The sequence below is a fragment of the Kitasatospora sp. NPDC059599 genome (assembly GCF_042735125.1).
Classification (GTDB): domain Bacteria; phylum Actinomycetota; class Actinomycetes; order Streptomycetales; family Streptomycetaceae; genus Kitasatospora.
The window spans coordinates 1-26,359 of sequence record NZ_JBHWCL010000127.1; the positions used below are offsets into that span (position 1 = coordinate 1).

Annotated in this window: 25 protein-coding genes and 1 pseudogene; 7 read left to right on the forward strand and 19 right to left on the reverse strand. The window is 72.6% G+C overall.

Going from position 1 to position 26,359, the window contains the following annotated elements; translation table 11 throughout:
• Window positions 1-21: 21 nt before the first annotated feature.
• Window positions 22-1,392, reverse strand: a complete 1,371-nt coding sequence (locus ACFV04_RS32840; RefSeq protein ID WP_380534485.1) for an ALF repeat-containing protein — start codon at window positions 1,390-1,392, stop codon at window positions 22-24.
• A gap of 147 nt (window positions 1,393-1,539) precedes the next feature.
• Between ACFV04_RS32840 and ACFV04_RS32845 the strand changes: the two genes are divergently transcribed.
• A complete protein-coding gene (locus ACFV04_RS32845) occupies window positions 1,540-2,493 on the forward strand; it encodes an NAD-dependent epimerase/dehydratase family protein (RefSeq protein ID WP_380534487.1) in 954 nt (317 codons plus the stop codon).
• Window positions 2,494-2,500: 7 nt separating this feature from the next.
• On the opposite strand, the gene ACFV04_RS32850 is transcribed toward ACFV04_RS32845, so the two are convergent.
• The 4 genes from ACFV04_RS32850 to ACFV04_RS32865 all read right to left on the reverse strand — a co-directional run bounded on the left by ACFV04_RS32850 (window position 2,501) and on the right by ACFV04_RS32865 (window position 4,478).
• A complete protein-coding gene (locus tag ACFV04_RS32850) occupies window positions 2,501-2,827 on the reverse strand; it encodes a DUF1330 domain-containing protein (protein WP_380534489.1) in 327 nt (108 codons plus the stop codon).
• A gap of 200 nt (window positions 2,828-3,027) precedes the next feature.
• Window positions 3,028-3,318 (reverse strand): DUF397 domain-containing protein, encoded by a 291-nt coding sequence (locus ACFV04_RS32855; protein ID WP_380349279.1) that lies wholly within the window; start codon window positions 3,316-3,318, stop codon window positions 3,028-3,030.
• A 68-nt stretch (window positions 3,319-3,386) separates the two neighbouring features.
• Window positions 3,387-3,596, reverse strand: a complete 210-nt coding sequence (locus ACFV04_RS32860) for a DUF397 domain-containing protein (protein ID WP_380534491.1) — start codon at window positions 3,594-3,596, stop codon at window positions 3,387-3,389.
• Window positions 3,597-3,623: 27 nt separating this feature from the next.
• Window positions 3,624-4,478: a helix-turn-helix domain-containing protein gene (locus ACFV04_RS32865; protein WP_380349277.1), complete on the reverse strand. Its 855-nt coding sequence runs from the start codon at window positions 4,476-4,478 to the stop codon at window positions 3,624-3,626.
• Window positions 4,479-4,712: 234 nt separating this feature from the next.
• Between ACFV04_RS32865 and ACFV04_RS32870 the strand changes: the two genes are divergently transcribed.
• Together ACFV04_RS32870 and ACFV04_RS32875 are read left to right on the forward strand one after the other, a co-directional pair.
• Window positions 4,713-5,150, forward strand: coding sequence for an ATP-binding protein (locus ACFV04_RS32870; protein ID WP_380534493.1), 438 nt, complete (start codon window positions 4,713-4,715; stop codon window positions 5,148-5,150).
• Window positions 5,147-5,422, forward strand: coding sequence for a hypothetical protein (locus ACFV04_RS32875; protein WP_380534494.1), 276 nt, complete (start codon window positions 5,147-5,149; stop codon window positions 5,420-5,422). Before ACFV04_RS32870 ends, ACFV04_RS32875 begins: the two co-directional genes overlap by 4 nt.
• 131 nt (window positions 5,423-5,553) lie before the next feature.
• On the opposite strand, the gene ACFV04_RS32880 is transcribed toward ACFV04_RS32875, so the two are convergent.
• The 4 genes and pseudogenes from ACFV04_RS32880 to ACFV04_RS32895 all read right to left on the reverse strand — a co-directional run bounded on the left by ACFV04_RS32880 (window position 5,554) and on the right by ACFV04_RS32895 (window position 11,941).
• On the reverse strand, window positions 5,554-6,129 hold the full coding sequence (locus ACFV04_RS32880; protein WP_380534495.1) for a hypothetical protein: 576 nt from the start codon (window positions 6,127-6,129) through the stop codon (window positions 5,554-5,556).
• Between the two features lie 20 nt (window positions 6,130-6,149).
• A complete protein-coding gene (locus tag ACFV04_RS32885; RefSeq protein ID WP_380534496.1) occupies window positions 6,150-11,357 on the reverse strand; it encodes an RHS repeat-associated core domain-containing protein in 5,208 nt (1,735 codons plus the stop codon).
• A gap of 48 nt (window positions 11,358-11,405) precedes the next feature.
• Window positions 11,406-11,672: pseudogene (locus tag ACFV04_RS32890) on the reverse strand (RHS repeat domain-containing protein); the annotation flags it as partial.
• Window positions 11,669-11,941, reverse strand: a complete 273-nt coding sequence (locus ACFV04_RS32895; protein ID WP_380534498.1) for a hypothetical protein — start codon at window positions 11,939-11,941, stop codon at window positions 11,669-11,671. The pseudogene ACFV04_RS32890 and the gene ACFV04_RS32895, both read right to left, overlap by 4 nt.
• 265 nt (window positions 11,942-12,206) lie before the next feature.
• Here ACFV04_RS32895 and ACFV04_RS32900 point away from each other — a divergent pair, with 265 nt between their 5' ends.
• Window positions 12,207-14,006, forward strand: a complete 1,800-nt coding sequence (locus tag ACFV04_RS32900) for a beta-galactosidase family protein (protein ID WP_380534500.1) — start codon at window positions 12,207-12,209, stop codon at window positions 14,004-14,006.
• Between the two features lie 41 nt (window positions 14,007-14,047).
• Here ACFV04_RS32900 and ACFV04_RS32905 read toward each other — a convergent pair whose 3' ends face one another.
• The 3 genes from ACFV04_RS32905 to ACFV04_RS32915 all read right to left on the reverse strand — a co-directional run bounded on the left by ACFV04_RS32905 (window position 14,048) and on the right by ACFV04_RS32915 (window position 16,569).
• The gene (locus tag ACFV04_RS32905; RefSeq protein WP_380534523.1) at window positions 14,048-15,304 is read right to left on the reverse strand and encodes an SLC13 family permease; all 1,257 of its coding nucleotides are present in this window, start codon (window positions 15,302-15,304) and stop codon (window positions 14,048-14,050) included.
• A 97-nt stretch (window positions 15,305-15,401) separates the two neighbouring features.
• Entirely contained in the window at window positions 15,402-16,274 is an 873-nt protein-coding gene (locus tag ACFV04_RS32910) for a DUF4253 domain-containing protein (protein ID WP_380534502.1), read from the reverse strand.
• A 76-nt stretch (window positions 16,275-16,350) separates the two neighbouring features.
• Entirely contained in the window at window positions 16,351-16,569 is a 219-nt protein-coding gene (locus tag ACFV04_RS32915) for a hypothetical protein (RefSeq protein ID WP_380349263.1), read from the reverse strand.
• 74 nt (window positions 16,570-16,643) lie between these two features.
• Here ACFV04_RS32915 and ACFV04_RS32920 point away from each other — a divergent pair, with 74 nt between their 5' ends.
• Window positions 16,644-17,012, forward strand: a complete 369-nt coding sequence (locus ACFV04_RS32920; RefSeq protein ID WP_380534504.1) for a hypothetical protein — start codon at window positions 16,644-16,646, stop codon at window positions 17,010-17,012.
• 348 nt (window positions 17,013-17,360) lie between these two features.
• Here the strand turns inward: ACFV04_RS32920 and ACFV04_RS32925 are convergent, their stop codons facing one another.
• Together ACFV04_RS32925 and ACFV04_RS32930 are read right to left on the reverse strand one after the other, a co-directional pair.
• Window positions 17,361-18,356: an aldo/keto reductase gene (locus tag ACFV04_RS32925; protein ID WP_380349903.1), complete on the reverse strand. Its 996-nt coding sequence runs from the start codon at window positions 18,354-18,356 to the stop codon at window positions 17,361-17,363.
• Window positions 18,357-18,506: 150 nt separating this feature from the next.
• A complete protein-coding gene (locus ACFV04_RS32930; protein WP_380534506.1) occupies window positions 18,507-19,049 on the reverse strand; it encodes a hypothetical protein in 543 nt (180 codons plus the stop codon).
• A 395-nt stretch (window positions 19,050-19,444) separates the two neighbouring features.
• On the opposite strand from ACFV04_RS32930, the gene ACFV04_RS32935 reads away from it, so the two are divergent.
• Together ACFV04_RS32935 and ACFV04_RS32940 are read left to right on the forward strand one after the other, a co-directional pair.
• On the forward strand, window positions 19,445-20,707 hold the full coding sequence (locus tag ACFV04_RS32935; RefSeq protein ID WP_380349909.1) for an esterase/lipase family protein: 1,263 nt from the start codon (window positions 19,445-19,447) through the stop codon (window positions 20,705-20,707).
• A gap of 364 nt (window positions 20,708-21,071) precedes the next feature.
• A complete protein-coding gene (locus ACFV04_RS32940) occupies window positions 21,072-21,761 on the forward strand; it encodes a hypothetical protein (RefSeq protein ID WP_380534508.1) in 690 nt (229 codons plus the stop codon).
• A 19-nt stretch (window positions 21,762-21,780) separates the two neighbouring features.
• Here ACFV04_RS32940 and ACFV04_RS32945 read toward each other — a convergent pair whose 3' ends face one another.
• From ACFV04_RS32945 to ACFV04_RS32965, 5 genes are all read right to left on the reverse strand, one after another.
• A complete protein-coding gene (locus ACFV04_RS32945; RefSeq protein WP_380534510.1) occupies window positions 21,781-22,008 on the reverse strand; it encodes a hypothetical protein in 228 nt (75 codons plus the stop codon).
• Between the two features lie 369 nt (window positions 22,009-22,377).
• Window positions 22,378-23,316: a hypothetical protein gene (locus ACFV04_RS32950; RefSeq protein ID WP_380534512.1), complete on the reverse strand. Its 939-nt coding sequence runs from the start codon at window positions 23,314-23,316 to the stop codon at window positions 22,378-22,380.
• 78 nt (window positions 23,317-23,394) lie between these two features.
• Window positions 23,395-23,805, reverse strand: a complete 411-nt coding sequence (locus ACFV04_RS32955) for a sigma factor-like helix-turn-helix DNA-binding protein (RefSeq protein ID WP_380534513.1) — start codon at window positions 23,803-23,805, stop codon at window positions 23,395-23,397.
• 77 nt (window positions 23,806-23,882) lie between these two features.
• Window positions 23,883-24,668 carry a helix-turn-helix domain-containing protein gene (locus ACFV04_RS32960; RefSeq protein WP_380534515.1) on the reverse strand — a complete coding sequence of 262 codons (786 nt, stop codon included), beginning with the start codon at window positions 24,666-24,668 and terminating at the stop codon, window positions 23,883-23,885.
• An 18-nt stretch (window positions 24,669-24,686) separates the two neighbouring features.
• Window positions 24,687-24,929 carry a hypothetical protein gene (locus ACFV04_RS32965; protein ID WP_380534517.1) on the reverse strand — a complete coding sequence of 81 codons (243 nt, stop codon included), beginning with the start codon at window positions 24,927-24,929 and terminating at the stop codon, window positions 24,687-24,689.
• Between the last annotated feature and the right edge of the window lie 1,430 nt (window positions 24,930-26,359).

Sequence of the window (26,359 nt, forward strand, 5' to 3'; positions counted from 1 at the left end):
GGCCGGGGCCGCGAGGGAACGTCAGTCCTCGGCGGAGCGGCGGCGGGAGAGCGCGACCAGCGCCGCGCCCGCGGCCAGGGCCGCGGCGGCACCGCCGGCCTCCCAGCCGATCCCGTCGGTGCCGGTCGCGGCGAGCGCACCTGAGCCCGAGCCCGAGCCCGAGCCGACGACGGTGATCCCGGCGCCCGTGCCGGTGGTGGTGGTCTCGGTGAAGCCGGCGGGCTGGACGGTCTGCGGCTGCTGCGCGCCCTGGCCCTGCTGTCCGGTGCCCTGCTGTCCGGCGCCCTGTCCGGGGGTGCCGGTGCCGGAGCCCGCCGCGGCGGCCTCGTCCTCGGCACGGGCCTTGGCCCAGCCGTCCGTGAGGAAGGCCGTGATGTCCGCGTCGCTGCCCTCCAGGGCGGCCCTGGCGGCCTTGCGCACGGCCGGCCCGCCGCTCTCGGCGAGCTGGGAGACCTTGATCCGGTTGTCCTCGGCGCGCAGCTTCGGGAGTTCGACCTCCAGGAACTTCCGCAGGTCGGCGGCGGTGCCGTTGAGGGCCTTCTGGGCGCCCTCGGCGGTGTGACGGCCGGTCTCCTTGTTCGCGAGGATGACCAGGATCGCGACCCGGTCGTCCTCGGCCTGGGCGGCGGGCCAGCCCTCGGTGAGGAACTTCAGGATCGCCGCGTCGTCGCCGTCCATCGCCTTGTTGGCGGCCTCGCGCACGGCCCGGCCGCCGGAGGCCATGATCTGGCTGACCTTGACGCGGTTGTCGTCGCCCCGCTGCTTGGCCAGGTCGACCTCCAGGAAGTGCCGCAGGTCGGCGGCGGTGCCCTTGAGCGCCTTCGCGGCCGCCTCGCGCACACCGGGCCCGCTGTCCTTGTCTGCCAGGATGCGCTCGACCTCGGCGCGGTCCTGGTCCTCGGCGCGGGCGACGTACTGACCGGTCTTCAGGAACGCGGCGATGTCCTCGTCGGTGCCGTTGAGGGCGGCCTTGGCGGCCTTCTGCACGGCCGGACCGCCGGTGCCGAGGATCTGGAAGACCCTCACCCGGTTGTCGGTCTTCCGCTGCTGGTCGAGCTCGACCGTCAGGAAGTGCCGCAGGTCGGCGGCGGTGCCCTTGAGCGCCTTCTCGGCGGCCTCGCGCACTCCACGCCCGGTCTCCGGGTCCGCCAGGATGCGCTGGATCTCGGCGCGGTCCTGCTTCTCCTGGTCGGTGACGCCGGTGTCCTTGGCCGTCTCCTTGCCAGTGTCCTTCGCCGTCTCCCCGGCGGCGGTGTCGGGCGCGGAACCGGAGGCGGTGTCAGGGCCCGAGACACCGGCCGGCTGCGGGGCCGCGGAGGCCGTGGAGGGGAAGAGGACGGCGGGGGCCAGGACTGCGGCCGCGACGACGGCGGACACCCGGGGCAGCTTCAATGCAGCAGACCTTACTTCGCGTGAGGACCAGGAACCCGGACAGCATAGATCGTCTTTTACGATTCCCATACCAAATAAATCCAGACCCTCAACAGCACCTCCCCACCGCCGCGTTGCCCCGCCCGGGCCGTGGATAGGGTGGGGCCGGTGAGCTTCCATCTCGTCGTCGGACACGGGCCCGCCGGGGCCGCCACCGCCCGCCTACTGGCCGGACAGGGCCAGGAGGTCAGGGTCGCCACCCGCTCCGGAGCCCCCGCCCACCAGCCCGTCGAAGGCGTCGAACACCTCGCCGTCGACGCGAGCGACCCCGCGGCCCTCGCCCTGGCCGCGCGCGGCGCCGCCGCCATCCACGGCTGCGCCGCACCGCCGCTGCCGCAGTGGACCACCCACTGGCCCGCCCTGGCCTCCTCGTTGTGCGCGGCGGCCGAGGAGAGCGGCGCGGTGCTCGTCATGCTCGGCAACCTGTACGGCTACGGGCCGCAGGCCGATCCGTCCCGCCCGATGACCGAGGACCTGCCGCTCGCCGCGACCGGCCCCAAGGGCCGGGTCCGGGCGGCCGCCTGGGAACAGGCCCGGGTGCTGCACCAGGCCGGACGGATTCGGGCCGTGGAGGTGCGCGCCTCGGACTTCTTCGGCCCCGGCGTCACCGACGGCGGCCACCTGGCCTCCCGGGTGCTGCCCGGCCTGCTCAAGGGCCGCTCCGTCGCGGTGCTCGGCGACCCGGACGCCCCGCACAGCTGGACCTACCTGCCGGACGTGGCACGGGCGTTGGCCGAGGTCGCGGGCGACGAGCGGGCCTGGGGCCGGGCCTGGCACGTGCCCACCGCCCCCGCCATACCGGTGCGCGCGATGGTCGAGCGCCTGGCCGCCGAGGCCGGCACCGCCCCGGTCACGGTCCGCCGACTGCCCCCCGCCCTGCTCGCCGCCGCCGGACTGTTCTCCCCGCTGCTGCGCGAACTGCGCGAGACCCGCTACCAGTTCGACCGCCCGTTCGTCATGGACTCCACCGCCTACGAGACGGCGCTCGCGGTCCGGGCGACGCCGCTGGACGAGCAGGTCACGGCGACGGTCGCCTGGTGGCGCGAGCGGCTGGGATCCTGACGGGAGGTCAGTGCCTGAGCGAGTCCGCCCCCCGGTAGCCGGCCGGCACACCCTCGACCAGGATCGCGTCGGCGACCATGTGCCGGGTGCGCAGCGGCAGGATCTCCCGGTAGGCGGGCGACTGCCACCAGGCGCGGGCCCGTTCGATGTCGGGGAACTCGATGACGATCGTCCCGGCCGTTCCCCAGCGGCCCTCCACCGTCTCGGACGGGCCGCCGTGGACGAGGAAGCGGCCGCCGAACGGGTCGAGGGTGGCGTCGATGCGCTCCAGGTACTCGACGATGTCGGGGCCGAACTCGACCGAGTGGACCTGGGCGATCGCGTAGGCGGTCATGGGGTGCTCCTGGGGCTCGTCGCGGGCGTTTCCGTCTGACGTCCCCGACAGTAGGACGGGGGTGGCGGCGGCCGAATCCGTCACGTATCGGTAGGCCCTACGTACGAGGCCGGCGAGCGGCTCGGGAACCCTCGTCCTACCCCCGGCGTGGCAGCCGGAAGCCCCGCACGGCCACAGCCCGTGCGGGGCACCCCCGTTGCTCAGCCCGCCGGAAACTCCCCATCCTTGACCCCCGCGAGGAACGAGGACCAGGCATTGGCCGGGAAGAGCAGGGCCGGCCCGTGCGGGTCCTTCGAGTCACGGACTGCCGTGCCACTCAGCACCGACTGCCGGACCTCCACGCAATCGTTCGCCTGGGCGCTGTAGCTGCTCTTCTGCCACTCATCGCCAGCGACCGCTGTTGGAAGCTCTGCCACTTCGATGCAATCGCCGCCCTGCCCGCTGTAACTGCTCTTGCGCCACAGAACGTTGCCGAGGTCCGATGCGAGCATGTCCCACCCTCCGATGGCCGACGGTGGCACAGCTACCACCGCACCCGAACATTCCTGCCGAGACCTGTCTACCCGTCCGCGAGCTCTCCGGCCTTCACGCTGCCGACGAAGGCAGCCCACGCCTCTGCGGTGAACCGGAGGGTCGGACCACTCGGATCCTTCGAGTCCCGGACAGCCGTGCCGCTCGGCACCGGCCGCCGGACCTCCACGCACTCGTTCGCCTGGGCGCTGTAGCTGCTCTTGTACCAACCCCGAGCGCCGCTCTCCGGCACAGTCACGTGCTCACACCTCTTCTGGTCTCATCGTCATGTCGCCGCAGCGATGGCCGCGATCATATCCAGCGACTCCTTGGGGTTGAGAGCAGCAGATCGCAAGTACTCGAAGACCAACCCGTAGCCATCCAGTTCGCCCTGCTGTTCCAGATAGTGGCTGCTCGTCAGTGTCTCCAGAAACACGGCTCCGGCGGTAGGCGAGTCGGAGAAGCCGTACATCACAAAGGCACCACACGCCCCTGCAGTCGCGCCGACGCCCAACGGCACCACCTGCAAGGTGACGTTGGGAAGCTGCGCCATCTTCGTCAAGTGCTCCAGCTGCTCCCTGTGAACCTCCGCCCCTCCCACCGGACACGTGAGCGCAGGCTCCCAGATGATCGCCCAGAACCGGGCCGGATCCGGCTTCGCGAGGACTTCCTTTCGCTCCATCCGGATCTCGACCAGCTGATCGATGCGCTCCGGTCGCACTGCAGCCGGATTGGCTTCCAGTAGCGCTCTGGCATAGCCCTTCGTCTGCAGCAGGCCGGGAACGACCATGGTCTGCCACATGCGGATGTACCGGGCATCGTCCTCCAGCCCGAGGACATCGACGTAGGCCGAGGGAATCGTGTCGCCGTAGTCGTGCCACCATCCGCGCTTCTTGCTGTCCCTCGCCAACCCCTCAAGACCATCGCGCTCCTTGCCGGTCACCCCGTACAGGTCCAGCAGGATCCCGAGGTCCAGTCGGCGAACGCCGGACGCGCCGGTCTCTATACGGCTGATCTTGGCGCGGGAGCAGGCGAGGGCCTGCGCCGCGTCCTCCGTCCCCTTGTTCACGGCTTCGCGAAGGCGGCGAAGCTCCGAGCCGAGTCGGCGGGCACGGACGGTCGGCTTCGGTTCATCGGCCATGCGCAAGTCCTCTCACCTGACGAACCCAGTCTGCCTTGTGACGATTCGTCAATCCAGCGTAGCCACACCTGCATCGTTGCAGAAGTACCGCTTGCAGGTTGCACCACCACAGGTGCATGCTACCTGGAGTAGTGAGCACTGCCACACAGCGTGATCATGGCGGGCTCATCACCCGGGCATTCCCATGCCTCCCTCGGCCGTCTTCACCCCGCACACTCCGGAGGTGGCTCCGCCATGCCTGCACCCGATTCCCCCTCCCCCTCCCCCACCGAGAGGACCTGCCGGCTGCCCCGGCGTCCGACCTCCCCCGGGGTCGCCCGGCAGCGGCTCCGCGACTTCCTCGCCCCCTTCGCCGTCGGGGAACTCCTCCTCCCGACCGGCGAGTTGCTCGTCAGCGAGCTGGTCACCAACGCCGTCCAGCACACCCGCGTCCCGCGCGACCGCCTGATCCACGTCCGCTTCCACCTCGCCCCGGACGACACCCTCCGCATCGAGGTGCACGACGCCGACAACGAGAAGCCCGCGCTGCGCGACGCGCCCGTCTGTGCCGAGACCGGCCGGGGCCTGCTCCTCGTCCACGAGTTGGCCCGCAGCTGGGGCTGTTCGCCGCGCGAGGGCGGCATCGGCAAGTTCGTCTGGTGCCTCGTCACCCCCGAGGGGGCCGCCGCGTGACCACCGTCGTCCGGGCCGCGATCACCGGCATCATGCCGCCCGTCCTCTTCCCCAGCCTCGACGTGGCCCTGCCCGTCCTGTGGGAGCACGTCCGCAGGCTCCCCGTCCGCGAGGCCCACCGGGACTTCATCCGGATCTGCATCGGCCCCGGCGGCGGCCAGGGCGTCGCCCGCCGCCTCGCCCAGGACGGCAGCTGGAGCACCACCCTCTACGTCGGCGACATGACCGACTGGACGGCCCACCCGATCACCATCACCACTCACCAAGCCTGAACGCCCCCGTCCCCGCCCGGCGTTCACGCCGGACGGGGACGGAAAGCCTGCTCACGCCAAGCCTCCGGGTGTCGCACTGGTCCAAGGTGGTCCGCTCCCGACGCACCGTCGGCCTTGCGACGTGATCGCATCTACGGCGCGTGAAGCTCAGGAACCCAGACGGGTGCAGAAGAATTCCGGAACGCAAGGTCGCCCAGCTCGCTGTTCTCGCCGGTGACCACCTGCAGAAGGAATTCCGCCATGCCCATGTCGTACCGACTCCAAGCCTTCGGAAATCTTCCCCTGCGCCAAACGACGACAGGCCAGCGGTCCGGATCCTCCGCCTCTGTCAACCAGAAGCAGAAGTCGCCGTTGTGGTTTCCCGCCCACGTCAGCAATCCGCCCGGCTCAGGATGGATCCGATACGGGCACAGGTCGAAGGACTCCTCTCGCATGGCTCTGAACTGAGGGCCGATGTCCTCGGAGGTTCGCCGGACCATACCGGCCATCCCGCCATCCGCAGCCGCCCCGCCGGGACGCGGCAGCGGGTCCAGGACACCGAGGTCACCCCGAACCTCCCCTGACCCGAAGGTCTCTACGAACTCGCGGTAGTCCGCGGGAAACCGGATTCCGACCTTCCCTGGGGCCTCCTCCCAGGGAACATCGGGAATCCCCTCTGGAACCACCCAGTCGGACAGTCGCACGAGCTCCCTCACCGCGTCACGCACGTGGATACCACCTCGCAATCTCAGTAACCGGCTTCAAGGTTGTGCCCACCCTTCTCGTTGTAGACCTCCCTCTCGTCATAGTCGATGAGAACTCCCCTGGGATTCCAGACGTGAATCTCGAATCTGTACCTGAAGGGAATCATGCTTCCCTGGTACAGGTAGTCCGGCACCACCGACATCTGCACAATGTTCTTGTCCAGCTGCTTGTTCACCATCGTCTGGATGCTCGTCATATCCCCGACATTGACAGGAGTGGTCCAGCACGGCGACAGATTCGCCTGGATCCCCCTGCCTCCCAGGGCATCCGGAATCAAGTGGCAGCTGTTGACCAGAAACTTCGTGTCCACGCCCGGAAACAGCCGCTTGGCCCTCAGCTTGGCCTCGGCCATCCCAGGGCTGTCGGGGTCGGCTCGGGTACCATCCGCGGTCGCTCCGTACATGCACGCAGTAGCACCAAGGGCTTGCCCTCCTCTCTTGACCGGAGAGTAGTAGGTCCATCCACCGGACGCGCCGTTGTCATCGGCATCAATGGGACGCCGGTTCAGGCAGGTGGGGCCGCCCTTCTCGTCCGGCTCGGTGTCCGGTGCGGTGCTCTGGTCCGGCTGAGGGCCGGGGGCGGCCGCGACGACGGTCGGGGTGACGTTCTGCTGGACCGTCAGCATCGCCTGGAGGTCGGCGGAGCTATAGGAGGCCGTGATGACGTTGAGGGCCTGCTGGGGGTTCGGCGGGGTCCAGTCGAGCTGGGGCGCGGGGTGCTCGACGGCTGCCGTGGTCTTGTCGAACGGGGCCTTGGGGGGCTCCGGGTGGAAGACGGCGGGGCGCGCGGGCGGGGTGGACCGGCGGCAGGTGGTGCAGCCACCGCCCGAGGACTGCGAGCTGCCTCGGCCCGCGGGCCTCCAACCGTCGGCGACCGGCTGGCCGGTCGGGTTCTGCGGGGAGGAGGACGACGAGGAGTTGGACCTCGCTCGCTCCCGGGCGTCCCGCTTCTCCAGCCAGTACTCGCTGAGGTCGTAGGAACCGTCCGCCGTCGCGCCGTAGTACCCGACGTAGCCCGACGGATTGGTGTAGTTCGCGGTGTAGCGGTTGTTGGTCGGGGCCTTCCCGGTGTACGTGTTGAGCTGGTCGGCGTATGCCTGGGAGGCCTTGGGCTTGCCTGCGGTCTGGCCCGGCTTGATGGTGACGGTGCCGTCGAACTTGCCGCTGCCGAACTGGACGCCCTTGTTGCCGTTGTTGGCGGGTGCCCGCTGGCCAGTGACGGGAGCGGGGGCGGGCCTTGCGCCACCACCGGCGCCCCCACCGCCGCCGCCGGCTCCGGCCTTGGGCACCTCGTGCCCCGTGGGGTCGATGCCGTTCAGCGGGCTGCCGTTGGCGTAGGTGTAGCGGTTGGCCCGAGCGGAGGACGTCGGGTCCAGGAGGTAGGAGTCACGGCTGGTGAAGCCTCCGGTGCCGGGGCGGTACCAGCGGGCGGCCATGTTGACGTCGCCGCTGGCGGGGTCGGTCCAGCCGCTCTGGTAGCCGAGGCTGGTGCCGGTGCCGCTGGTGGCGGTGGGCTTGCCGAAGGGGTCGTAGGTGGTGGAGCCGGTGACGGTGGTGCCGTTGGTGTCGAGGGTCGCGGTGACGTCGGTGTGCTGGTCGGTGCGCAGGCGCACGCTGCTGGTGGCGTTGGCGGCCCCGAGGAGGTTGCCGGCAGCGTCGCGGGCGTAGGTCCAGGTGCCGTCGTTGGTCAGGTTGTTGGAGCCGCCGTCGTAGGTGAAGCGGGCGGCATTACGGCTGGTGACCCGGTCGAGGTCGTCGTAGGTGTAGCTGGTGGTGCCTTCGGTGATCAGGCGGCCGAAGGCGTCGTCGGCAAGGGTGTCCTGCTTGGTTCCGGTCGTGACGGCGGCCAGGGTGCCGCGCGCGGTGTAGCGGTAGGTGCTGGTGCCGTCCGTGAGCAGGCGGTTGCGCTCGTCGTAGGTGGCGGTCGCAGTGCCGTTCCCGGTGCGGTTGCCGGCGGCGTCCCACGTGTAGGCGGCGCTGGTGCCGTCGGCAGTCCAGGAGGTGAGCCGGTCAGCCAGGTCGTATCCGTAGCGGTTGTCCTTGACCGGGTCGGTGGCGGCGCCGCTGACGGTCTTGCGGGTCAGGCGGTTGTCGAGGTCGTACTCGTAGGCGGTGCCTGCGAGCGGCGTGCCGGCACCGCCGACGGCCAGGAGCTGGTCGCCGGTGAGGCGGCCTAGCGGGTCGTAGCTCAGGCGTCGCTCGGACTTGACCTGGTCCTTGGTGGCGTCGAGGGGGTCGGCCTGGATGTACCACTGCTTGCTCAGACGGCCGTCGCCGTCGTAGCCGTACGAGTTCTTGGTCTTCAGCTTGGGGTTGTCGGCCCAGTCGAGCTGTCCGTCGGCCTTGTAGCCGAAGACGGTCCGGCCGGTGTCCTGGTCCTGGTGCTTGGTGACGTGACCGTCGGCGTCGTACTCCCAGGTCTGGGCGGGCGTCGTCAGGTCGGCGCCGGCCTTGATGAGCAGACCGCGGTCGTTGTACGCGTAGTTCTGGCCGTTCAGGGCCGAGGAGTTGTGCCGGATGAGGTGCCCGGCCTTGTCGTAGGCGAGGTCCCGGTCGGCGGTGTCGGCCTCCGCTCCGGTGCCGCTCTCGTGCGCCAGGCGGCCGAGCGGGTCGTAGGTGCTGGTGCGCACCACGCCGCCAGGTTCGGTGCTGCGCACGGCCTGGCCGGCGATGTCGTAGGCGGTGGTCCAGGTGCGGTCGGCGGCGGCCGGGTTGGCCGCGGTGGCGGGCTCGACGGTGGATTCCGGCAGGCCCCAGGTGTTGACGGTGTAGACGGTGGTGTTGCCCTTGCCGTCGGTCAGACGGGTGCGGTTGCCTGCCGCGTCGTAGCCGAAGGTGGTGGTGATCGTCTGGCCGGTGGCCACCGGTTCGGTGAGCTTCACGGCGCGGCCGAGCGCGTCGTAGGCGGTGCTGGTGACGGCGCCGGTAGTGGGGCTGGTGGTGGTGAGGACCTGCCCTTCCAGGTCGTGGGCGGCGGTGGTGGTGCGCAGCACGGTGCCGGCCGGGTCGAGGTCGTCGGTGGCGGCGGGGTTGCCGAGGGCGTCGTAGCGGATGCGTACGGATTCGCCGAGGGGGGCGGTTGCGCGCACGGTGCGGCCGACCCCGTCGTACTCGCTCTTGCTGACGCGTCCGACGGGGTCGGTGCTGGTGACGGTCTCCCCGGCGGGGTTGTAGGTGGCGCTGCTGGTGTTGCCGGCCGGGGTCGTGAGGGTGGTGAGGTTGCCGGCGTCGTCCCAGGTGAATGTGGTGGTCAGGTTCTGGGGGGTGGGCTGGCGTTCGACGGTGGTGGCGGTGAGGGTGCGGCCGAGCTGGTCGTAGGTGGCCTCGGTGCGGGCGCCGAGCGGGTCGGTGGCGGACAGCTGGAGCCCGGTGGGGGTCCAGGTGGCGGCCCAGGTGGGCGGGTTGTCGTCCACCGGGGGCTGGAGGCTGCCCACGGAGTTGGGGTCGACGCGCTGGACCTGGTGGCTCAGGCGGTCGTAGCCGAAGGTGGTGCGCCGCCCGGCCGGGTCGGTGGTGGCGGTGACGCGGGAGAGCTTGTCGTACTCGACGCGGCTGACCGGGGTGAGCGCGGTGGTGGAGCCGGGCGGGGTGTAGGAGGGCAGCCGGGTTTCGGTGACACGGCCGAGCGGGTCGACGGCCACCTTTGCGACCTGGCCGAGCGGGTCCTTGGCGGAGGTCGCTTCGCCGAAGGCGTTGTAGCCGGTGGTGGTGGTCGGGCGGACGGTGGTGGCGGCCGCGCCGCCGGATTCGGCGGCGACCGGCGGGGCGGTGACGGTGGTCTGTCGTCCGAGGACGTCGTACTGGTAGGTGCCGGTGTAGGCGGCCGGGTCGGCGCCGGGGGCGTTGCCGTTGGGGGAGGTGGCGGCGGTGAGCAGGCCGCGCTGGTCGTAGCTGAAGGTGGAGACGGCAGCGGGGCCGCCGCTGGAGGAGGCGAGCTGGCTGCGGGTCAGACGGCCTACGGTGTCGTAGGTGTTGGTCTGGACGCTGTTCTCGGTATCGCTGACCTTGAGGGTGCTGGTGGTGACGCGGTCGTCGGCGTCGTAGCCGAGGGTGGTGGTGCGGGCCAGGCCGGCCGGGTCGAGGACGGTCTGGGTGACGCGTCCGGAGGGGTCGATGGTGCGCGCGGTGGTGGTGCGTCCGCCGCCGGTGGTCTGCTTCACGAGGTGGCCGGCGCCGTCGTACTCGTCGGCTTCCAGGACGATCGGGCGGGTGCTGCCGTCGGACTGGGTGACGTTCTGGGCGGTGACGGTGGCGGGCAAGCCGTCGTCGTAGTAGGTGTAGCCGGTGACGGCGCCCATGGCGTCGGTGAGGGAGGCGAGGCGGCCGGCGGGGTCGTAGGCGCGGGATTCGACCGTGAGGTCGCGCACGCCCTTGCCGTCGCCGTCCCAGCCCTTGACGACGGTGGTCGCGGGCTGGCTGCGCGGGGTGTAGGTGTGAGTGGTGACCTGGCCGAGCGGGTCGGTGACGGTGGTGAGGCGGCTGAGCGCGTCGTAGCCGTAGCGGGTGACGCCGCCCATCGCGTCGGTGTCGGTCTCCACGCGGCCGGCGCTGTCGTAGCTGCTGGTGGTGGTGCGGGTGCCGTCCAGGCCGGCGATGTCGGCGGTGGTGCTGCCGGTGGGGCGGCCGTCGGCGTCGAAGGTGGCGGTCACCTTGGTCTGGTGGGTGTCGCCGGTGACGGCGTCGGTGACCTTGGGGCCGGTCTGGGTGGTCTGGCGGCCGAGTTGGTCGTACGCGTAGGTGGTGGTGACGCCGGTGGGCTGGGCGTCGGAGGTCTCGGTGGTCCAGGTCTTGCGGCCGGCGGTGTCGTAGCCGTAGGTGAGGGTGAGTCCGCTGGGCGCGGTGGTGCGGGCCAGGTCGCCGGTGGAGTAGTAGGCGTAGCTGGTGACGGCGCCGCCGGCGGTGGTTTCGCTGGCGAGCAGGCCGGCGGGGGTGGTGCCGCCGCTGTAGGCGGGTTCGGTGCCGGTGGTGTAGCCGGTGCGGGTGGTGCGGCCGTCGGGGCGGGTGGTGGATTCGGGCAGGCCGAGGGTGTTGTAGGCGACGGTGGTGCGGTAGGTGGTGTCGCCGGGCCCGGCGGAGCGGGCGTCGCGGGTCTCGGTGGGTTTGTCGTTGCGCGGGTCGCGCGGGTCGTCCTTGTTGAGGAAGTAGCCGGTGTAGGAGGTCCAGCAGGAGTTGGCGTCGCGGCAAGTGGTCATGGAGACGGTGTTGCCGCGGGCGTCCTGGCCGCTGACGGTGGAGTGGCCGTTGGGGTCGGTGACGGTGTGGACGAACCCGCCGGTGTCGTAGGTGTAGCTGGTGGTGTTGCCGGCCTCGTCGGTGCGGGAGATGAGGCGGTTGCCGCGGGTGGCGTCGTGGATGTCGGTGCTGGTGTTGCCGACGGGGTCGGTGAGGGTGACGCGGGCGGCGAGTTCGGTGGCGGAGGAGTCGGAGCGGGCCTGGTAGTGGGCGGCGACGCGTTCGGCGCTCAGCGGGTGCTGGTAGAGGGCGACTTCGTCGATCTGGCCGTTCAGCCAGGACCATCCGCCGTTGCCACCGGGCCAGTTCCCGACGTAGCCATGTCCTCGGGAAGTTCACCGGGGGCGGGTGCCGCGCCGGGGCGCCCGGAGCCGTCGTTCGCGCTGGTGGCGGTGGTGGTGGCGTCGTGGCTGCGGCCGTCGGCGTTGCCCTGCTGCTGCGCGGGGCGCGGGCCGGGGTCAGCGGGCGCGGTGTCGGCGGCCCGGCGCAGCAGGGTCTCGGCGGCGGCAGATCCTTCCGCTGTTCCGAGGACGACCATGGTCATGGCCAGCAGGATTGCCAGGGGACGGCGCAGCACTCGGAAACCCACCAGACGTTCAAGGGAGAGCAAATGAAACGGCAGTAGATATATCTGACCGTCAGTAGACAGATAAAGAGACAAATATCCCCTTGTGCGGAAGGTCACATCCCAAAGTCGGCGATAGCTCGGAGAGTGGGGAACCGATCACCCCAGGTGATCGAACCCGGGCCGCCCCGCCCGGTTAGGCTCGGCGGGGACGGGTTCTCCAGGCCGGAAGGCGGGTGTGCGCATGCTCGGGTACGACGCGGACGGGTTCGTGCGGGACGGGGTGGCGCACCGGGTGGTGGCCGGGGCACTGCACTACTTCCGGATCCACCCCGACCTGTGGGAGGACCGGCTGCGGCGGGTGCGGGCGCTGGGGGTGAACACGGTGGACACCTACGTGCCGTGGAACTTCCACGAACTGCCCGACGGCCGGGTCGACTTCACCGGCTGGCGGGACGTGGCCCGGTTCGTGCGGCTGGCCGGCGGCATGGGGCTGGACGTGATCCTGCGCCCCGGACCGTACATCTGCGCGGAGTGGGAGGGCGGCGGCCTGCCGGCCCGGCTGCTGGCGTTGGAGGGGCTGCGGCTGCGCTGCGCGGACCCGGCGTACCTGGCGGAGGTGGACGGCTGGTTCGATGCGCTGGTGCCCGAGCTGCTGCCGCTGCTGGCGAGCCGGGGCGGGCCGGTGGTCGCGGTGCAGGTGGAGAACGAGTACGGCAGTTACGGCGACGACACCGCGTACCTGCGCCACCTGCGCGACGGGCTGGAGCGGCGCGGCGTGGACTGCCTGCTGTTCACCACCGACGGCGCCCACGACACCATGCAGCAGGGCGGCGCCCTGCCCGGGCACCTGGCCACCGTGACCTTCGGCTCGCGCGCCCCCGAGCGGCTGGCGGTGCTGCGCCGCCACCAGCCCGAAGGGCCGCTGACCGCCATGGAGTTCTGGATCGGCTGGTTCGACCGGTGGGGCCTACCGCACCACGTGCGCGACGCGAAGGAGACCGCCGAATCGCTGGACGAGCTGCTGGCCACCGGCGCCTCCGTCAGCCTCTACATGGCCCACGGCGGCACCAACTTCGGCCTGTGGTCGGGCGCCAACCACTCCGGCGCGCACCCGCTGGACGCCGGGTACGAGCCGACCGTCACCAGCTACGACTACGACGCGCCGATCGGCGAGGCCGGCGAGCTGACCGCGAAGTTCCACGCGCTGCGCGAGGTCATCGGCCGGTACCTGCCGCTGCCGCAGGACGAACTGCCCGCCCCCGCACCCCGGGTGGCGCCGCAGCGCCTGGAGCGGGCGGACGGCCGGGCGGCCCTGCTGGAGAGCCTGGACGCGCTGTCGCAGCCGGTGGAACGGGCCGCGCCGCTGCCCATGGAGCAGCTCGGACAGTCCCTGGGCCTGATCCACTACCGCACCCGGGTGCCCGGCCCGCGCCCCGCACTGCCGCTGCGCATCGACGGAGTGGCCGACCGGGCGCAGGTGTTCGCGGACGGCCGCCCGCTGGGCACCCTCGACCGCAACGACCCCGGCGCGACGCTGGAACTGGCCACCGGCTCCGACGGCGTCACCCTGGACATCCTGGTCGAGGCACTGGGCCGGGTGAACTACGGCCCGAACATGGACGACCGCAAGGGCATCACCCGCGGCGTCTCGCACGGCGGCCAGCGGCTGTTCGGCTGGCGGATCCGGCCGCTGCCGCTGACCGACCTGTCCGCGCTGCGCTTCGCCCCGGGCACGCCCGGCACCCCGGCCCGGGACGGCGAACCGGTGTTCCACCGCTTCGCCGCCGAACTCCCCTCCCCCGCCGACGCGTTCGTCGCCCTGCCCGGCTGGGGCCGCGGACTGCTGTGGCTCAACGGCTTCCTGCTCGGCCGCTACGCCGCCGTCGGCCCGCAGCGCACCCTGTACGCCCCGGCGCCGCTGTGGCGGGCGGGCGGCAACGAGCTGGTCGTGCTGGAGCTCGAACAGCACGGCGAGGCACTGGAGTTGCTGGACGAGCCGGACCTCGGGGCGACCACGGCGGCGCCGAGCTCCGAGTACTGACACGCCTGCCCCGGGCCGGGCCCTTCCCCGGGCCGGGCCCGTCAGGTCCCGATCAGGCGCAGCGACGCCCACAGCGCCACGACGGCGACGCCCAGGGTCGCGGGGACGGCGAGCAGGCCGAGGCGGGTGAACCGGCCCAGGTCCACGCGCACGCCGTGCTCGCGCACGATGCTGCGCCACAGCAGGGTGGCCAGCGAGCCCGCGTAGGTCAGGTTGGGGCCGATGTTGACGCCGAGCAGCACCGCCAGGACGGCGCCGGGCCCGGCCGGCGCCGCGAGCGGCACCAGGGCGAGCGTGGCGGGCAGGTTGTTGATGACGTTGGCGAGGACGGCCGCCAGCGCCGCCGTGCCGAGCAGGGCGGGCAGCGCGGTGCCGTGCGGGACGAGGTGGGCCAGGCCGGTGGCGAGTCCGTTGTCGACGACGGCGCGCACCACGACGCCGAGCGCGAGGACGAACGCCAGGAACGGCGGGTTCGCCGAGCGCAGCACCCCGGCGGGCGTGGCGTGGCCGCGGGCCAGGGCGCGGACGGCCAGCACGGCGGCACCGGCCGCGGCCGCCCACACCGGGTCGACGCCCAGTGCCGAGGTGAGGACGAACCCGGCGAGCGTGCAGCCGACCGTGACCAGGGCGAACAGTGGCATCTCGGGCGCCTCCCCGGCGGGCGGCGCGGTCGCGCCGGCGTCCAGGTCGGCGGCGAAGAAGCGGCGCAGCACCAGGTACTCGACGCCGACCGCCGTCAGCCACGGCAGGGCCATCAGTGCGGCGAAGCGGCCGAAGCTCAGGCCGCTGGCGGTGAAGGCGAGCAGGTTGGTCAGGTTGGACACCGGCAGCAGCAGCGAGGCCGTGTTCGACAGGTGGGCGCAGGCGTACAGGTGCGGTGCGGGCCGGGCGCCCAGGCGGGTGGCGGTGGCCAGGACGACGGGGGTGAGCAGCACGACGGTGGCGTCCAGGCTGAGCACCGCCGTCACCAGCGAGGCGACGGCGAACACCTGCACCAGCAGCCGGCGCGGGCGCCCGGCCGCGCTGCGGGCCATCCAGGCCCCGCAGGCGCGGAACAGCCCCTCGTCGTCGCAGAGTTTCGCCAGCACCAGGACGGCGGCCAGGAAGCCGATCACCGGCCCGAGCCGGGCGGCCTCGGCGGTCGCGTGGTCGAGGGGGACGGCGCCGGCCGCGACCAGCAGGGCGGCCGCCGGCACCGCGGCCGCGGCCTCCGGCCACCCCCAGGGCCGGGCGACGGCGCAGACCAGGACCAGGGCCAGCAGGCCTGCGGACAGGACTTCGGCCCAGGCGGTGTTCAGGGCGTACTCCTCGGGTGTTCGGGCGCTCGGCCGGTCGGGTGCCCGGATGCGGGCGGGCTCCGACGGGCTGCCGGGCGCCCCATTCTCCCAGGTCGGGTCAGTCCCACCAGAACGACCACTGGTGGGCGCCCACCAGCTCCCGGGCGTACTCGGTGAGGCTGCCGGTGCCCTGGAAGACCAGGTCGGGGCAGAGCGAGATGTGCTCGGCGGCCACCGGGAGCGCCTCGGCGAGCGTGGCGGGCGGCACCGGGACGCTCAGCTCCAGGGTGTCGAAGCCGACGTCGACGACCCGGGCGCCGAAGCGGCGCTCCCAGTCGGCGAGCACGGCGGCGACCTTGGCGATGTCGTCCTCGTGGTTCGTCGGCCCGCTCCACCCGCACACCGCCAGCGCCTCGGCGCCGCTGTCGGCCCGCACCAGGCCCAGGCGCACGTCCTTGACCGACTGCAGCGCGTCGGCCAGCCCGCGGGCCTCGGCGCCGGCCGCGCCGTCGGGCACGTCGACGGCGGGGGCGGTACCGGGCCAGGTCAGGCCGTAGGGGGCCAGGGCCTCGGCGATCTCCGCATCGTCCCCGTTGTCGTGGTCCCCAGCGTCGTCGTCACCCTTGTCGTCGTCCCCGTCGTCGTCACGGCCGTCGTGGTCGCCCTCCTCGCCGGAGACGCCCGACTGCCACCAGCCGCGCAGCAGCGCGGCCGGGTCGTACAGCTCGGCGGCGCCGCCGTCGCTCGGGTACAGCTCGCCCGACAGCCAGGGCCGGTAGTCGGGGCCGGTGCGGTCCAGCGGGGTGAGCAGCAGCGGCCACAGCCCGCTCTGCTGGTGCGCGCGGTGCAGCTGCGCCCACAGCCCGGCGGGGGCGGGGGCGTCGGTGATCCACAGCAGCGGCTCCCTGCCGTCCTCCCCCACCAGGCGGCCGGGCGGCAGCGGCACGGACAGGTGGGCGAGGGCGGCGGCGAGGTCCAGGGGCTGCGTCATGCCGCCCACCGTAGGAGCGGGCACCGACAACGGCGTTGCCCCTGCGGTGCCGACCGTACGGGCCCGGGGCCCGTGCCTACCGGCTGCAGATCCAGTGGCTCCGGCCCGCCCGGTGCCGGTGCTGTTCGCCGGTGGGACGGGTCACCACGACGTCGCCCTTGTCGTAGGAGAGCCGGTCGCCCGCCGCGACGAACAGCGGCTCGTCCAGTCCGACCTGGAAGTCGGAGTGGAGCAGGAAGTCACGGAGCAGCAGCATCCGTGGCACCGGGGTGACCCCGTCGAGTTTCACGCGCATCCGCCGATCGTGCCAGGCGTCCCGCAGCCGCCGCGACCGGTTTACAGGGCCCGGCGGCGGCATAGGGTGGGCGGATGTCAGCTGATCACGGAGCCGGGCCGAAGCCCCAGCCGCCCACCGAGTTCCGGGACGTGCACGACTTCCTGGCGCAGGTCCGTCTCCGGCCCGGGGCGTGGCTGCCCGGCGGGTCCCTGCAGCACTTGCAGGCGATGCTCATCGGGTACGGCGTCGCGCTCGACACCCACGGCGTGGACGAGCCCTTCGAATTCGCCCCTGCCGTCGGGGCGTTCCCGGAGTGGCTGAACCGGACCAAGGGGCTGTCGCTGGTGCCGGGCTGGGCCCGAGCCGTCGAGGACGCCGCCGGGGACGAGCCGCCCCTGGACGTGTTCTTCCGCTACCTCGACGAGTGGCGGGCGGACACGGCGGCCGGGCCGCGGGCCTGACTCCCCGGGTGAGCGGAGCCGGCCTTCCCGCTCCCGGGACGGGGAAGGCCGGCTCCGCTCACCCACGATCGCGTGCGCGCAACGGTGTTGCGGTTACGGGCAGTTGCCGACCAGCCCGGCGAGGTTGCTGTAGGCCGGGCTCTGCGACAGCGCCGACGCCGACACGACCGCGAGCGTGGTCGCGGCGAACGCCAGCGCGATCACGGCCCGATACGCTTCCTGAAGTTCATGACGGAATCCCCCTCTTCCAACCGACGGCACTTCTCCGCCAGTTGGCCGACATGTGCCGGTGCGGGGAACCGCACGCAACAGGCGTCACACACCTCGGGCGGGCCCGGAAGCCGCTGATCAGGCCCAGGGCAGTGCCGAGCGGGTGTGCCAGTACGCCCCGGCCGGTTCGGCCATGCCGTCGAGGGCCGCGAGGTCCTGCGGGGTGAGCCCCGCCCCGGCCGCGGTCAGGTTGGAGGCGAGCTGGTCGAGGGTGGCGGCGCCGGACAGGACGACGTCGGCCCAGGGCTGGGCGGCGGCCGCGGCCAGGGCGAGGGCGTCGGGGGTGGTGCCGGTGCGCTCGGCGAGGTCGCGCAGGGCGGCGGTGTCGGGGCCGGTGGCGTTGCGGCCGGCCAGGCGGCCGTTGGCCATGCCCTCCTTGACGACGACGAGCCAGCCGGCCGCGTGGGCGTCGGCGAGGGCGGGAGCGGCGGAGGTCTCCAGCAGGTTCCAGGTGGCCTGGACGGCGGTGAACAGCGGGCGGCCGGCCACGGTGACGGCGAGGGCCTCGCGGATGGTGTCGCCCTGGGCGGGGCCGCTGGTGGACAGGCCGACCCGGACGCCCTCGGCGGCGAGGGCGGCCAGCTTCTCGTGCAGGGCGGGGTCGGTGAGGGCGGGGCTGCCGGGGACGACGGAGTGGACGAGGTAGACGTCGAGGCGGTCGCCGAGCAGGGCGCGGGTTTCGCGGACCTGGCGGTCGAACACCGCCGTGGAGTGCTCCTTGACCTCGTGTGCGGCGACCCCGTCGGTCCGCCAGCCGGCCGTGTAGGTGTAGCCCCATTTGCTGCCGACCGTCACTTCGGCCGCCGCCTCGGGGTGTTCGTCCAGCCACTGGGCGAGGAACTCCTCGGCGCGGCCGTAGGAGCGGGCGGTGTCGAGGTAGCGCACCCCGGCGGCGTACGCGGCGTCGAGGAGGGCGTGGGTGCGTTCGCGCAGCGCCTCGACGGTGCGGTCGGCGGGCAGGTCGGTGTCACGGCCGAGGGTGATGTAGCCGGGCCGGCCGACGGCGGCGGTGCCCAGTCCCAGGCGCGCGGGCTGCGGGCGGGCGGGGGCTCCGGTGGCGGGGTCGGTCGGCATGGCGTGGTCTCCTCGGGCGCGACGGTTCTCACCTGGGACTTTAGCCGTGCGCCGACGGGGCCCGGCGATCACGGCGGGCCCACGATCGCGGCGGGCCCACGATCGCGGCGGCCGGCCGGACAGGGCCTACGGCTGCTGCTGCCGCTACGGCTACCAGGTGGCGCGCCGCACGGTCCGCCCGGGCACGGCCGCGGGGACGCCCTCGACGGGAACGCCCGGGACCGCGACTCCGGGCCCGCCCGCCCCCGGCCCGCCCGACGACGAGGTGCGGACGGCCTGGACGGGCGCGGCGATCGACGCCGCGATCGGCACCCCGTTCGGGCGGGCGGCGCGCAGCGGAGAGGCGGACGGCACGACGGCCGGGGCGAGGGCCTGGTCCAGTCGCAGGACGAAGTTGACGTAGTCCAGCGGCTTGCCCGGCTGGTGGCAGTCGTTGCTGGTGAGCAACTGGCTGCGCACGCCGTCGCGTTCGGTGACCGGTCCCGGGGTGGTGCGCAGGTTCGGCTGCCAGCTGCGCCCCCACAGGTGGTGTTCCAGGGACAGCGTCCAGCTGTCCTCGTCCACGTCGAGGGTCGCGCCGACCCGTCCGGCCAGCATCCGCAGGCCGTAGGGTCCGCGCACGACGGCCCGCTGGTCGAAGTCGGCGCTGCGTCCGACCACCGTGATCCGCCACGCTCCGTGGAACCTGAGCATGCCCGCCTCCTGACGCCCCGGCGTCCCCTCCGGCAGGGGGCGCCCTTCCACGTCTACGGACCCGGGCCCCTCCGCGGCTCACCCCGGGGGCGGTCGTCGGCCGCGCACCCGGTCGTCGGGCGGGTTCCGGACCGGCGGGCCGGAACCCGCCGAGGGCCGCGGCGTCGTTGCCGGCGGCGGCGTGCGTCTTCCCGTCCGCTCGCCGACCTGATCCCGGCGCGTGAGTGCCTCAGTGTGCCCCCACTCGCGTGTACACACACCTTCCGGGGCGAATGCGGCCACCATCGTGTGAACCCGCCTTCCTGCTTCCGCTGGTGACGGCGTTTCGCTCCATAAGGTGCCGTTCGAGGTCAGCCGTTTCGGCGAACCCGAACCGCCCGAGGAGTCAACCGATCATGCCTACCCCTGTCGTCGACGTCTGGGGCCCGGTCTCCCCCGAGCCCCGATCCGCGCTTCCCCCCGCACCGGAGCCGCATGAGGAGTGGACCCTCTCCGGCGGAACGGCCTGGGTCTACTACAGCCCGCTGAACCGCCGGCAGCTCGTCCGGCCCGTCATCCTCTCCGACGGCTTCTCCAGCGGGCGGAGCAACCTCGACCAGCTGTGGAACGGCCTGGAGGAGAACGGCGACTTCCGCTTCGTCTCCGAGCTGCACGCGACCGGCCGGGACGTGATCATCCTCGGCTACGACGACCGGACGGCGTCGATCAAGGACAACGCCGACACCGTCGTCGACTGCATCCGCCGCACCATCCGCGAGCGGGTGGGCCGTTCGAAGCTGGTCGTGGGCGGCTTCAGCATGGGCGGCATGGTCACCCGCTACGCGCTGGCCAGGATGGAGCAGGACCCCACCCTGCCCGACCACGAGACGTCCCTCCACCTCTCCTACGACTCCCCCCACCACGGCAGCTGGCTCCCCGTCTCCCTCCAGGCGTTCATCCACTTCGCGACGGACAACTGGAGCGATGACCCCGTCGTGGGGGACTCCCTTCGCCTGTTCTCCGGCCTGCTCAACAGCCCCGCCGCGAAGCAGATGGCGCGCTGGTACATCGCGAAGGCCGACGACACCCCGGCACCGGCACCGGAGCGGGTCGCCTTCCTCCGGGAGCTCGACGAGCTCGGCGGATGGCCGCGCGCCGTCCGCAAGATCGGTGTCGCGAACGGCGTGGACACCGGCCGGGGCAACGGCGTCAAGCCCGACGCGACGGCGGTCAGGGGCGACGGCGAAACGCTGAAGGACACCTGGCTCAAGATCCAGGCCCAGGGCGACCAGGTCGTCGCCCGCCTCCAGAAGACCGGCGGGACGCCGGTCCTGGTCCGCACCGGCGGGCTGCCCGAGATCGACGGCGCCCCCGGCGGCCTGTTCACCCTGCCGCTGCCGGACGGCGGCGACCCGGGCAGCTTCGGCCTGGCAGGCCTCCTCATGACGTTCCTCCGCAACACCGTGGACCCGGACGTCATCCGCACGTCCTGCTTCATCCCCAGCATCAGCGCCGTCGCCGCCGGTGACATCGACGACCCGAAGGCGCTCTACAAGCCGATCGCACCGGACACCAGCGAGCTCGACGCCTTCCTCTGCGCCAGCCGCAACGAGGGACACACCACCATGACCGAGGAACTCGGCGCGTGGATCGTGAACGAGATCGTCTCCACCGAGTGACCCCTCCCCGGGGTGGGCGGGCCGTGCCCACCCGGCTCACCGGCCGGACCGGCACTGCGCCCGGCACTGCGCCCGGCACGCTGCCGCCCGCCGCCGGGCACGGCCCCAAGTAGGCGCGGGCTCAGGGGCGTTGCACGGGAAGTCGGCGGGTCCGACTTCCCGTGCGGCGCATCGCCAGCCACGAGATCGGCGGTACGCCGCCTGCCTCGGGACCGGTCGCCGGACGGGCTCCGGGTGACGGCCCGCCGCCCTTCCCAGTGACTTCTCCGCCCGCATCCCCCGTTTTCGTTTGGCGTGTCCACGCCGCCGGAATTCCTGTGCCTCAGGAGAGCCACCAGGCCCCGCACCGAAGGGAACCACCAGCGTGCACCACGTCATCCGGAAACTCGCCCTGCTCGCCGCCGCCACCACGACCACCGTCACCACCGCCACCACCACGACGGCCACCGCCACCGTCCTCCCCGCCCCTGCCACGCCCGCCGCGCAGACCACGCACGCCGCGCACGCCGCGCCCCGGCAGTTCAGCCCCGCGGAGTTCGGCATCCGCTTCGAGCCGGACGGCGACCCCAGCCAGTGCGGCGGACACCGGGGCGAGCAGTGGAACCTCACCGGCGACTGGTCCGACGAGATCGTGCTCGACACCGACGACCGCCCGGGCGGCTGCCTGCTCGCCTTCGGCATCTTCGACCCGCAGAACGACCTGGCCGGCGCCTCCGTCCGGTACGCGTTCCAGTCCGCCCCCGGTGCCGCCCCGGGCCAGTGCAGCAACCAGGGCGACTACCGGATCCCGGCCACGCCGAACTTCACCTTCGGCCCGGCGATCCGCATCGACACGGACAGCCGGCCGGGCGGGTGCACGCTCACCTTCCTCGTGTCGAACACCGCCTCCGTCACCCTCGACGTCCGGTACGCCGGCAACGGCGACGTCAGCCAGTGCGGCGGCGCGCTCCCGAACGACCTCTACACCGCGTACCCGGGCCACCCGGTGCCGCTCACCGTCGACACCGACAACCGCCCCGGCGGCTGCCGGCTGCAGCTGCGACTGAACCTCTAGCCGCCGACGGTCCGACCGATCACGTGCGGAGCCGGATGGCGAGGGCTGCTGCGATGACGGTGCCGAGGTGGACGTAGCCGCGTTTGTCGTATCCGGCGGCGACCGCTCCGGCGTTCTTGAGCGTGTTGATGGCTCGTTCGACGATGGTGTGCTTCTTGGCCTCTGGTTCGATCTGCACCACCGAGGCGGCGGGCACCACGACGTGTTCGGCGTGGTCTCCACCGCGCGGTTCGGTGAACAGGACCATGGCGACGGCCCGTTGGCCGATGGCACGGCGGCGGACGGCGCGGCGGCCAACGGCGCGGCGGCCAACGGCGCGGCGGCCAACGGCGCGGCGGCGGACGGCACGGCGGCGGACGGCGTGTTCGCCCCCGGGCCGGCCGATCCGACGGTGATCGGCCGCATGGTCGGCGCCCTCACCGTCCACTACCGGGGCCGAGCGGCTCGATCACAGCGGCCGCGGCCCCCGGATGCGGACCTCGCCGGGGCCTGCCTGCGGCTCGGGCGGTTCCAGGGCCCGCAGGACCTCCGGGCCGCCGGACCCGTCGATGCCGATGGCTTTCGTGCCCTGGCCCCACCGGCCCGCCGGGTACGGCGTTCCCGCCTGTCCACCCGGTCAGTTCCTGCGCCGCCGCCGCTGCCCGTACGGACCGCTGCGGTCGTGGGGCCGCCACTCGTCATCGTCGTCCCGCCCCCGCGGCATGCCGGGAGGCAGCGAGGCGGCCCCGCCGTCGCGCAGCTCCGCCGCCATGGCCACGGCGGGATCGGGAACCGGATCCGCGTAGCGTTCACGCTCCAGTTCGGGAAGTGGCCGCCCCGCCCCGGCACTTGGCGCCGGAGCGGCGGCAGGCGTCCTCCTGCGCACCGGGTCGGCACGCGGGACGGCCGGACGGATCTCGATGCCGTTGCGACGCAGCTCTTCGACGAACATCGCCCTCTGCTCGACGTCCATGCGGGCGGCGTGCTTCTGCACGAGTTCGTAGGAGTGGGTGCCGGGACGGACCGGCCGGGCGAGCTCGCGGATCGGGCCCTGGGTGGGATTCCCCGTGCGAACGTGCCGGGTGCGCGACGCCGCTGCGGCACGACCGGCCTCCTGCCGCTCCTTCGCAGCCCCGGCCGTCTTCTCCGCGGTCTTCTTCTCTGCCTTCTCGGCGGCCTTCTCGGCGAACGTCTTCGCGGCGGCCTTCCCGGCCTTCCTGTCCTGCCGGGCCCGTTCTCCCACGAGGGCCTTCGCGACCGCCCTGGCGGCCTCGGCGGCTTCTTCCCGCTTCTTCGCGGCCTTCGCCCGGAGCGCGGCGACCGTGCTGGCACTGGTCTGCGAGGCCTGTTCCCTGCGCCGTTGCTCGTCCGTCGTGCGTTGTCGGCGTTCGGCTTCCTTGCGTTTCTGCGCCTCCGACCACTGGTCGGCCGCCGACATCTTCTCCGTCATGGGCGGTATGCCGCTGATCACGCCTCCCTTGATCCCCTTGCGGGACAGCAGAAATGACCGTGTATCAGTAATTTTACACCGACTGGGCCCGATCCGCGCCCTGCTCAGGCCACGAATCGGCGGCATTCGGGCAGGTGGGTCGCCTGCGCGCCTTCATTCCCGCGTGCCTGCGTGCGCGGGAATCCGACAGGCCGGCAGGCCGCCTCAGCGGCGGGCGGCGGCCAGGGAGCGCAGCTGGACGTGGACGGCGGCGGGTTCGGTGCCGGTGAGGGCGGCGACCTGCGCGGCGGACAGGTCGAGGACCAGGTGCAGCAGCAGGACGTCCTGCTGGGTGGCGGTGAGGTGGGCCACCGGGCCGAACGGCCGCGGGCCGGCCAGGGTGCGGACGCGGTGGCGCACCGCCTGCCAGGCGCAGGCCGCCGGGCTCGCGGTGGCCAGGGCGTCGAGCCAGTGGCCGCCGAGTTCCTCGAAGGCGGCGCGGACGACCAGCGGCGCGTCGTCGGCCGGCAGGAGCAGGGCGGCGTAGTCCAGGTAGTGGCGCAGGTGGAGGTCGTGCAGCGCCCACAGGCCCAGGGCGGGTCCGGGGGCGGCTGGTGGGCGTGGTGGTGTCGGCATGGTGGTGTCCCGGGGTGGCGCTGGGTGGGTGCCGGCCCGCGGACGGAGCACGTGGCGTGCTCCGTCCGCGGGCCCGGTCACACGGGCACCGGCGGGTTGTCGTCGGTGCCTTCGCGGCCCGCCGCGGCGCGGTGGCCGGGGTCCTCGGCCCGGTCGGCGGCGAGGCTGTTGCGCAGGGTCACCCACAGCCGGAACAGGATGTCCGTCGAGGTGCCGCCGCTGGAGGACTGCATGGCCCGGGCGAACTCGCTGTGGTGCGTCCGGGAGTTGACCGGTACCGGGGTGCGGGCGTTGTTGGTCCGCTCCCAGGCCGCCGCCCACAGGGCGCGGCGGACCTCCCTGACCTCGCAGGCCTCCATGTAGGTGAGGAACACGGGTTTGTGGAGCGGGGCCTCGCCCTTGAGGACCAGGGCCAGGGTGCTGGCCGGCAGGCGCCGGCCCTTGTCGCGGGCCCGGCGGTCCAGTTCCTTGAGGGAGGGCCAGTCGGCCTTGCGGCGCATCTCGTGCATCGCCCGGCGCAGGTCGGCGAAGGAGTCGACCTGCTGGGGGTCGACCCGCCGGGGCGCCCGCAGCCGCCTGGTTCCGGAGGGGCGGGGCACGTGGGCCCAGTAGTTGGCCTGGGCCCACTTGCGCCGGGCCGTCTTGAGGTCGCCGCCGCATTCGCGGGTGACGGCCTCGACGACCTTCCAGTTCGGTACGGTGCAGCCGCTGGCGGCACGCTGCAGGGTGGTGGCGTGGTAGTTGGTCCGAACGGCGAGTTGACGGTAGGTCAGATCCGCGCGTTCGCGCTGCTCGCGCAGCCATGCGGCCAGCCGGCCCAGCGCCGGCTCGGTCGCCTCGATCGGTTTCTCCCGGCGTCCCATCGCAGGCAGACGCTCCCGCTAGACCGGCTCCTGTCGCAGTCTGGCGGCCAGCAGCCAGCTTCCGGCGGCCAGTTCGAGCGCCACCCCGGCCGACATGCCGGTCGCCACCAGCACGGCGGCCGTCACGACCGTCAGGACGACCACCACGACGACCACGGCCGTCCGGCCGAACGCGGGCCGCCGGGGCGGGACCGGCCGCGCGGGCTCCGGCGCACCGACCGCGCAGTGGGTGCGGGCGCGCCTGTTTCGCTTCCTCGTCATCGAGGGAACCCCTTCCTGTATCACTGTTCACTCCGACTGACGGGCACTTCGCGCGGTTGGCGTCGCACTGGGTGTCCGTTGGGGTGACACTCTGTCAGGCATACGGGTGATTCCCAATCGGTTCGGTGAACATCGCGCAGATTGATGCGCCGCCGACCCGGCTCCCGCCCGTGGTCTTCCGAACGCCGTAGCAGAAAGGGGCAGTTCAGCGCCTCGAAACCGGATTTTGATGCGCCTTTGTGCAGCACCCCCTTGTAAGCCCTCCGGGCCGGGTGTGACGATTTGCAGCGGCGTCACCAGGACCTGCGGGTCCGGAACCCGGGGGGCGCTGTTCACTCCGACAATCTCGGGAACATCGGCAGCGGGCCGTGTTGGCGCATGGGCCCGTCCGAACAGCAGAGACCGCCCGGCCCCAGCGGCCCCGGCGGTCTCTCTGCGTTCCCGACGGCGGCAGCCCGGCGCCCCAGCCACCCACGGCGGGGGCGGGGGCGGGAGCGCCGCACAGGAAGTCGGCGGGACCGACTTCTCACGCGTGGCAGCAGTCCGCCGACCCCGACGGCGGCCTCACTGCACCCCCCGGCAACGGCAACGGTCGCGCCCTGCACAGGAAGTCGGCAGGACCGACTCCCGCGTGTGGCGGGGTCCGCCCACCCCGGCGGCGCGGCAGCCCCGGCCACGAACAGCGAGACGGCCGAGGTCGTCACCCCAGGAACAGACCTCCTAGTCACGACGGGTAGCCACCCTCGGCAAGGAACCCGGACACATCGGCCACACCGAAGGAAGGGCCTCCACCAGGACTGCCCCTCACCCAGCCCCCCAGCGGGGCCGTGCCCGGCAGTCGCACTGCGCAGGAAGTCGACAGGATCGACCTCCCACGCGTGGCAGGGTTCACCCACCTCGGCAGCCCAGACAGCCTCCGCACCCCAGCAGCAGCAACGGTCGCCCTGCACAGGAAGTCGGCGGGATCGACTTCCCGCGCGTGGCAGGAGTGCGCCCACCCCGCCAGCCCAGACAGCCCCACAGCACCCCCGGCAACGGCAACAGCCGCCACCCGAGACCAGCGCGGGGGCAGTTACGCGGCACAGGAAGTCGGCGAGGTCGACTTCCTGTGCGCGGCAAGAGTCAGCCCCCTGGCAGCCTCTGCGCCCCCGGCAACGGCAAAGTTGTCCTGCACAGGAAGTCGGCAGGGCCGACTTCCCACGTACGGCAGGAGTTCGCCCACCTCGGCGGGCCGGGCGGTCTCTGCGCCCCCCGGCGGCGGCAGCGATCGCCACCCAACGCGAATGCCCTGCACAGGAAGTCGGCGGGACCGACTTCCCACGCGTGGCAGGAGTCCGCCCACCCCGCCAGCCCAGACAGCCCCACAGCACCCCCGGCAACGGCAACAGCCGCCACCCGAGACCAGCGCGGGGGCAGTTACGCGGCACAGG

Excerpts from the sequence above, each read along its gene's own strand:
- ACFV04_RS32850 (WP_380534489.1), bottom strand. The coding sequence starts at position 2,827 with ATGACCGCCTACGCGATCGCCCAGGTCCACTCGGTCGAGTTCGGCCCC.
- ACFV04_RS32855 (WP_380349279.1), bottom strand. The coding sequence starts at position 3,318 with ATGCTCGCATCGGACCTCGGCAACGTTCTGTGGCGCAAGAGCAGTTAC.
- ACFV04_RS32865 (WP_380349277.1), bottom strand. The coding sequence starts at position 4,478 with ATGGCCGATGAACCGAAGCCGACCGTCCGTGCCCGCCGACTCGGCTCG.
- ACFV04_RS32870 (WP_380534493.1), top strand. The coding sequence starts at position 4,713 with ATGCCTGCACCCGATTCCCCCTCCCCCTCCCCCACCGAGAGGACCTGC.
- ACFV04_RS32885 (WP_380534496.1), bottom strand. The coding sequence starts at position 11,357 with ATGACCACTTGCCGCGACGCCAACTCCTGCTGGACCTCCTACACCGGC.
- ACFV04_RS32895 (WP_380534498.1), bottom strand. The coding sequence starts at position 11,941 with ATGACCATGGTCGTCCTCGGAACAGCGGAAGGATCTGCCGCCGCCGAG.
- ACFV04_RS32900 (WP_380534500.1), top strand. The coding sequence starts at position 12,207 with ATGCTCGGGTACGACGCGGACGGGTTCGTGCGGGACGGGGTGGCGCAC.
- ACFV04_RS32910 (WP_380534502.1), bottom strand. The coding sequence starts at position 16,274 with ATGACGCAGCCCCTGGACCTCGCCGCCGCCCTCGCCCACCTGTCCGTG.
- ACFV04_RS32915 (WP_380349263.1), bottom strand. The coding sequence starts at position 16,569 with ATGCGCGTGAAACTCGACGGGGTCACCCCGGTGCCACGGATGCTGCTG.
- ACFV04_RS32920 (WP_380534504.1), top strand. The coding sequence starts at position 16,644 with ATGTCAGCTGATCACGGAGCCGGGCCGAAGCCCCAGCCGCCCACCGAG.
- ACFV04_RS32925 (WP_380349903.1), bottom strand. The coding sequence starts at position 18,356 with ATGCCGACCGACCCCGCCACCGGAGCCCCCGCCCGCCCGCAGCCCGCG.
- ACFV04_RS32930 (WP_380534506.1), bottom strand. The coding sequence starts at position 19,049 with ATGCTCAGGTTCCACGGAGCGTGGCGGATCACGGTGGTCGGACGCAGC.
- ACFV04_RS32935 (WP_380349909.1), top strand. The coding sequence starts at position 19,445 with ATGCCTACCCCTGTCGTCGACGTCTGGGGCCCGGTCTCCCCCGAGCCC.
- ACFV04_RS32945 (WP_380534510.1), bottom strand. The coding sequence starts at position 22,008 with ATGGTCCTGTTCACCGAACCGCGCGGTGGAGACCACGCCGAACACGTC.
- ACFV04_RS32950 (WP_380534512.1), bottom strand. The coding sequence starts at position 23,316 with ATGCCGCCGATTCGTGGCCTGAGCAGGGCGCGGATCGGGCCCAGTCGG.
- ACFV04_RS32955 (WP_380534513.1), bottom strand. The coding sequence starts at position 23,805 with ATGCCGACACCACCACGCCCACCAGCCGCCCCCGGACCCGCCCTGGGC.
- ACFV04_RS32960 (WP_380534515.1), bottom strand. The coding sequence starts at position 24,668 with ATGGGACGCCGGGAGAAACCGATCGAGGCGACCGAGCCGGCGCTGGGC.
- ACFV04_RS32965 (WP_380534517.1), bottom strand. The coding sequence starts at position 24,929 with ATGACGAGGAAGCGAAACAGGCGCGCCCGCACCCACTGCGCGGTCGGT.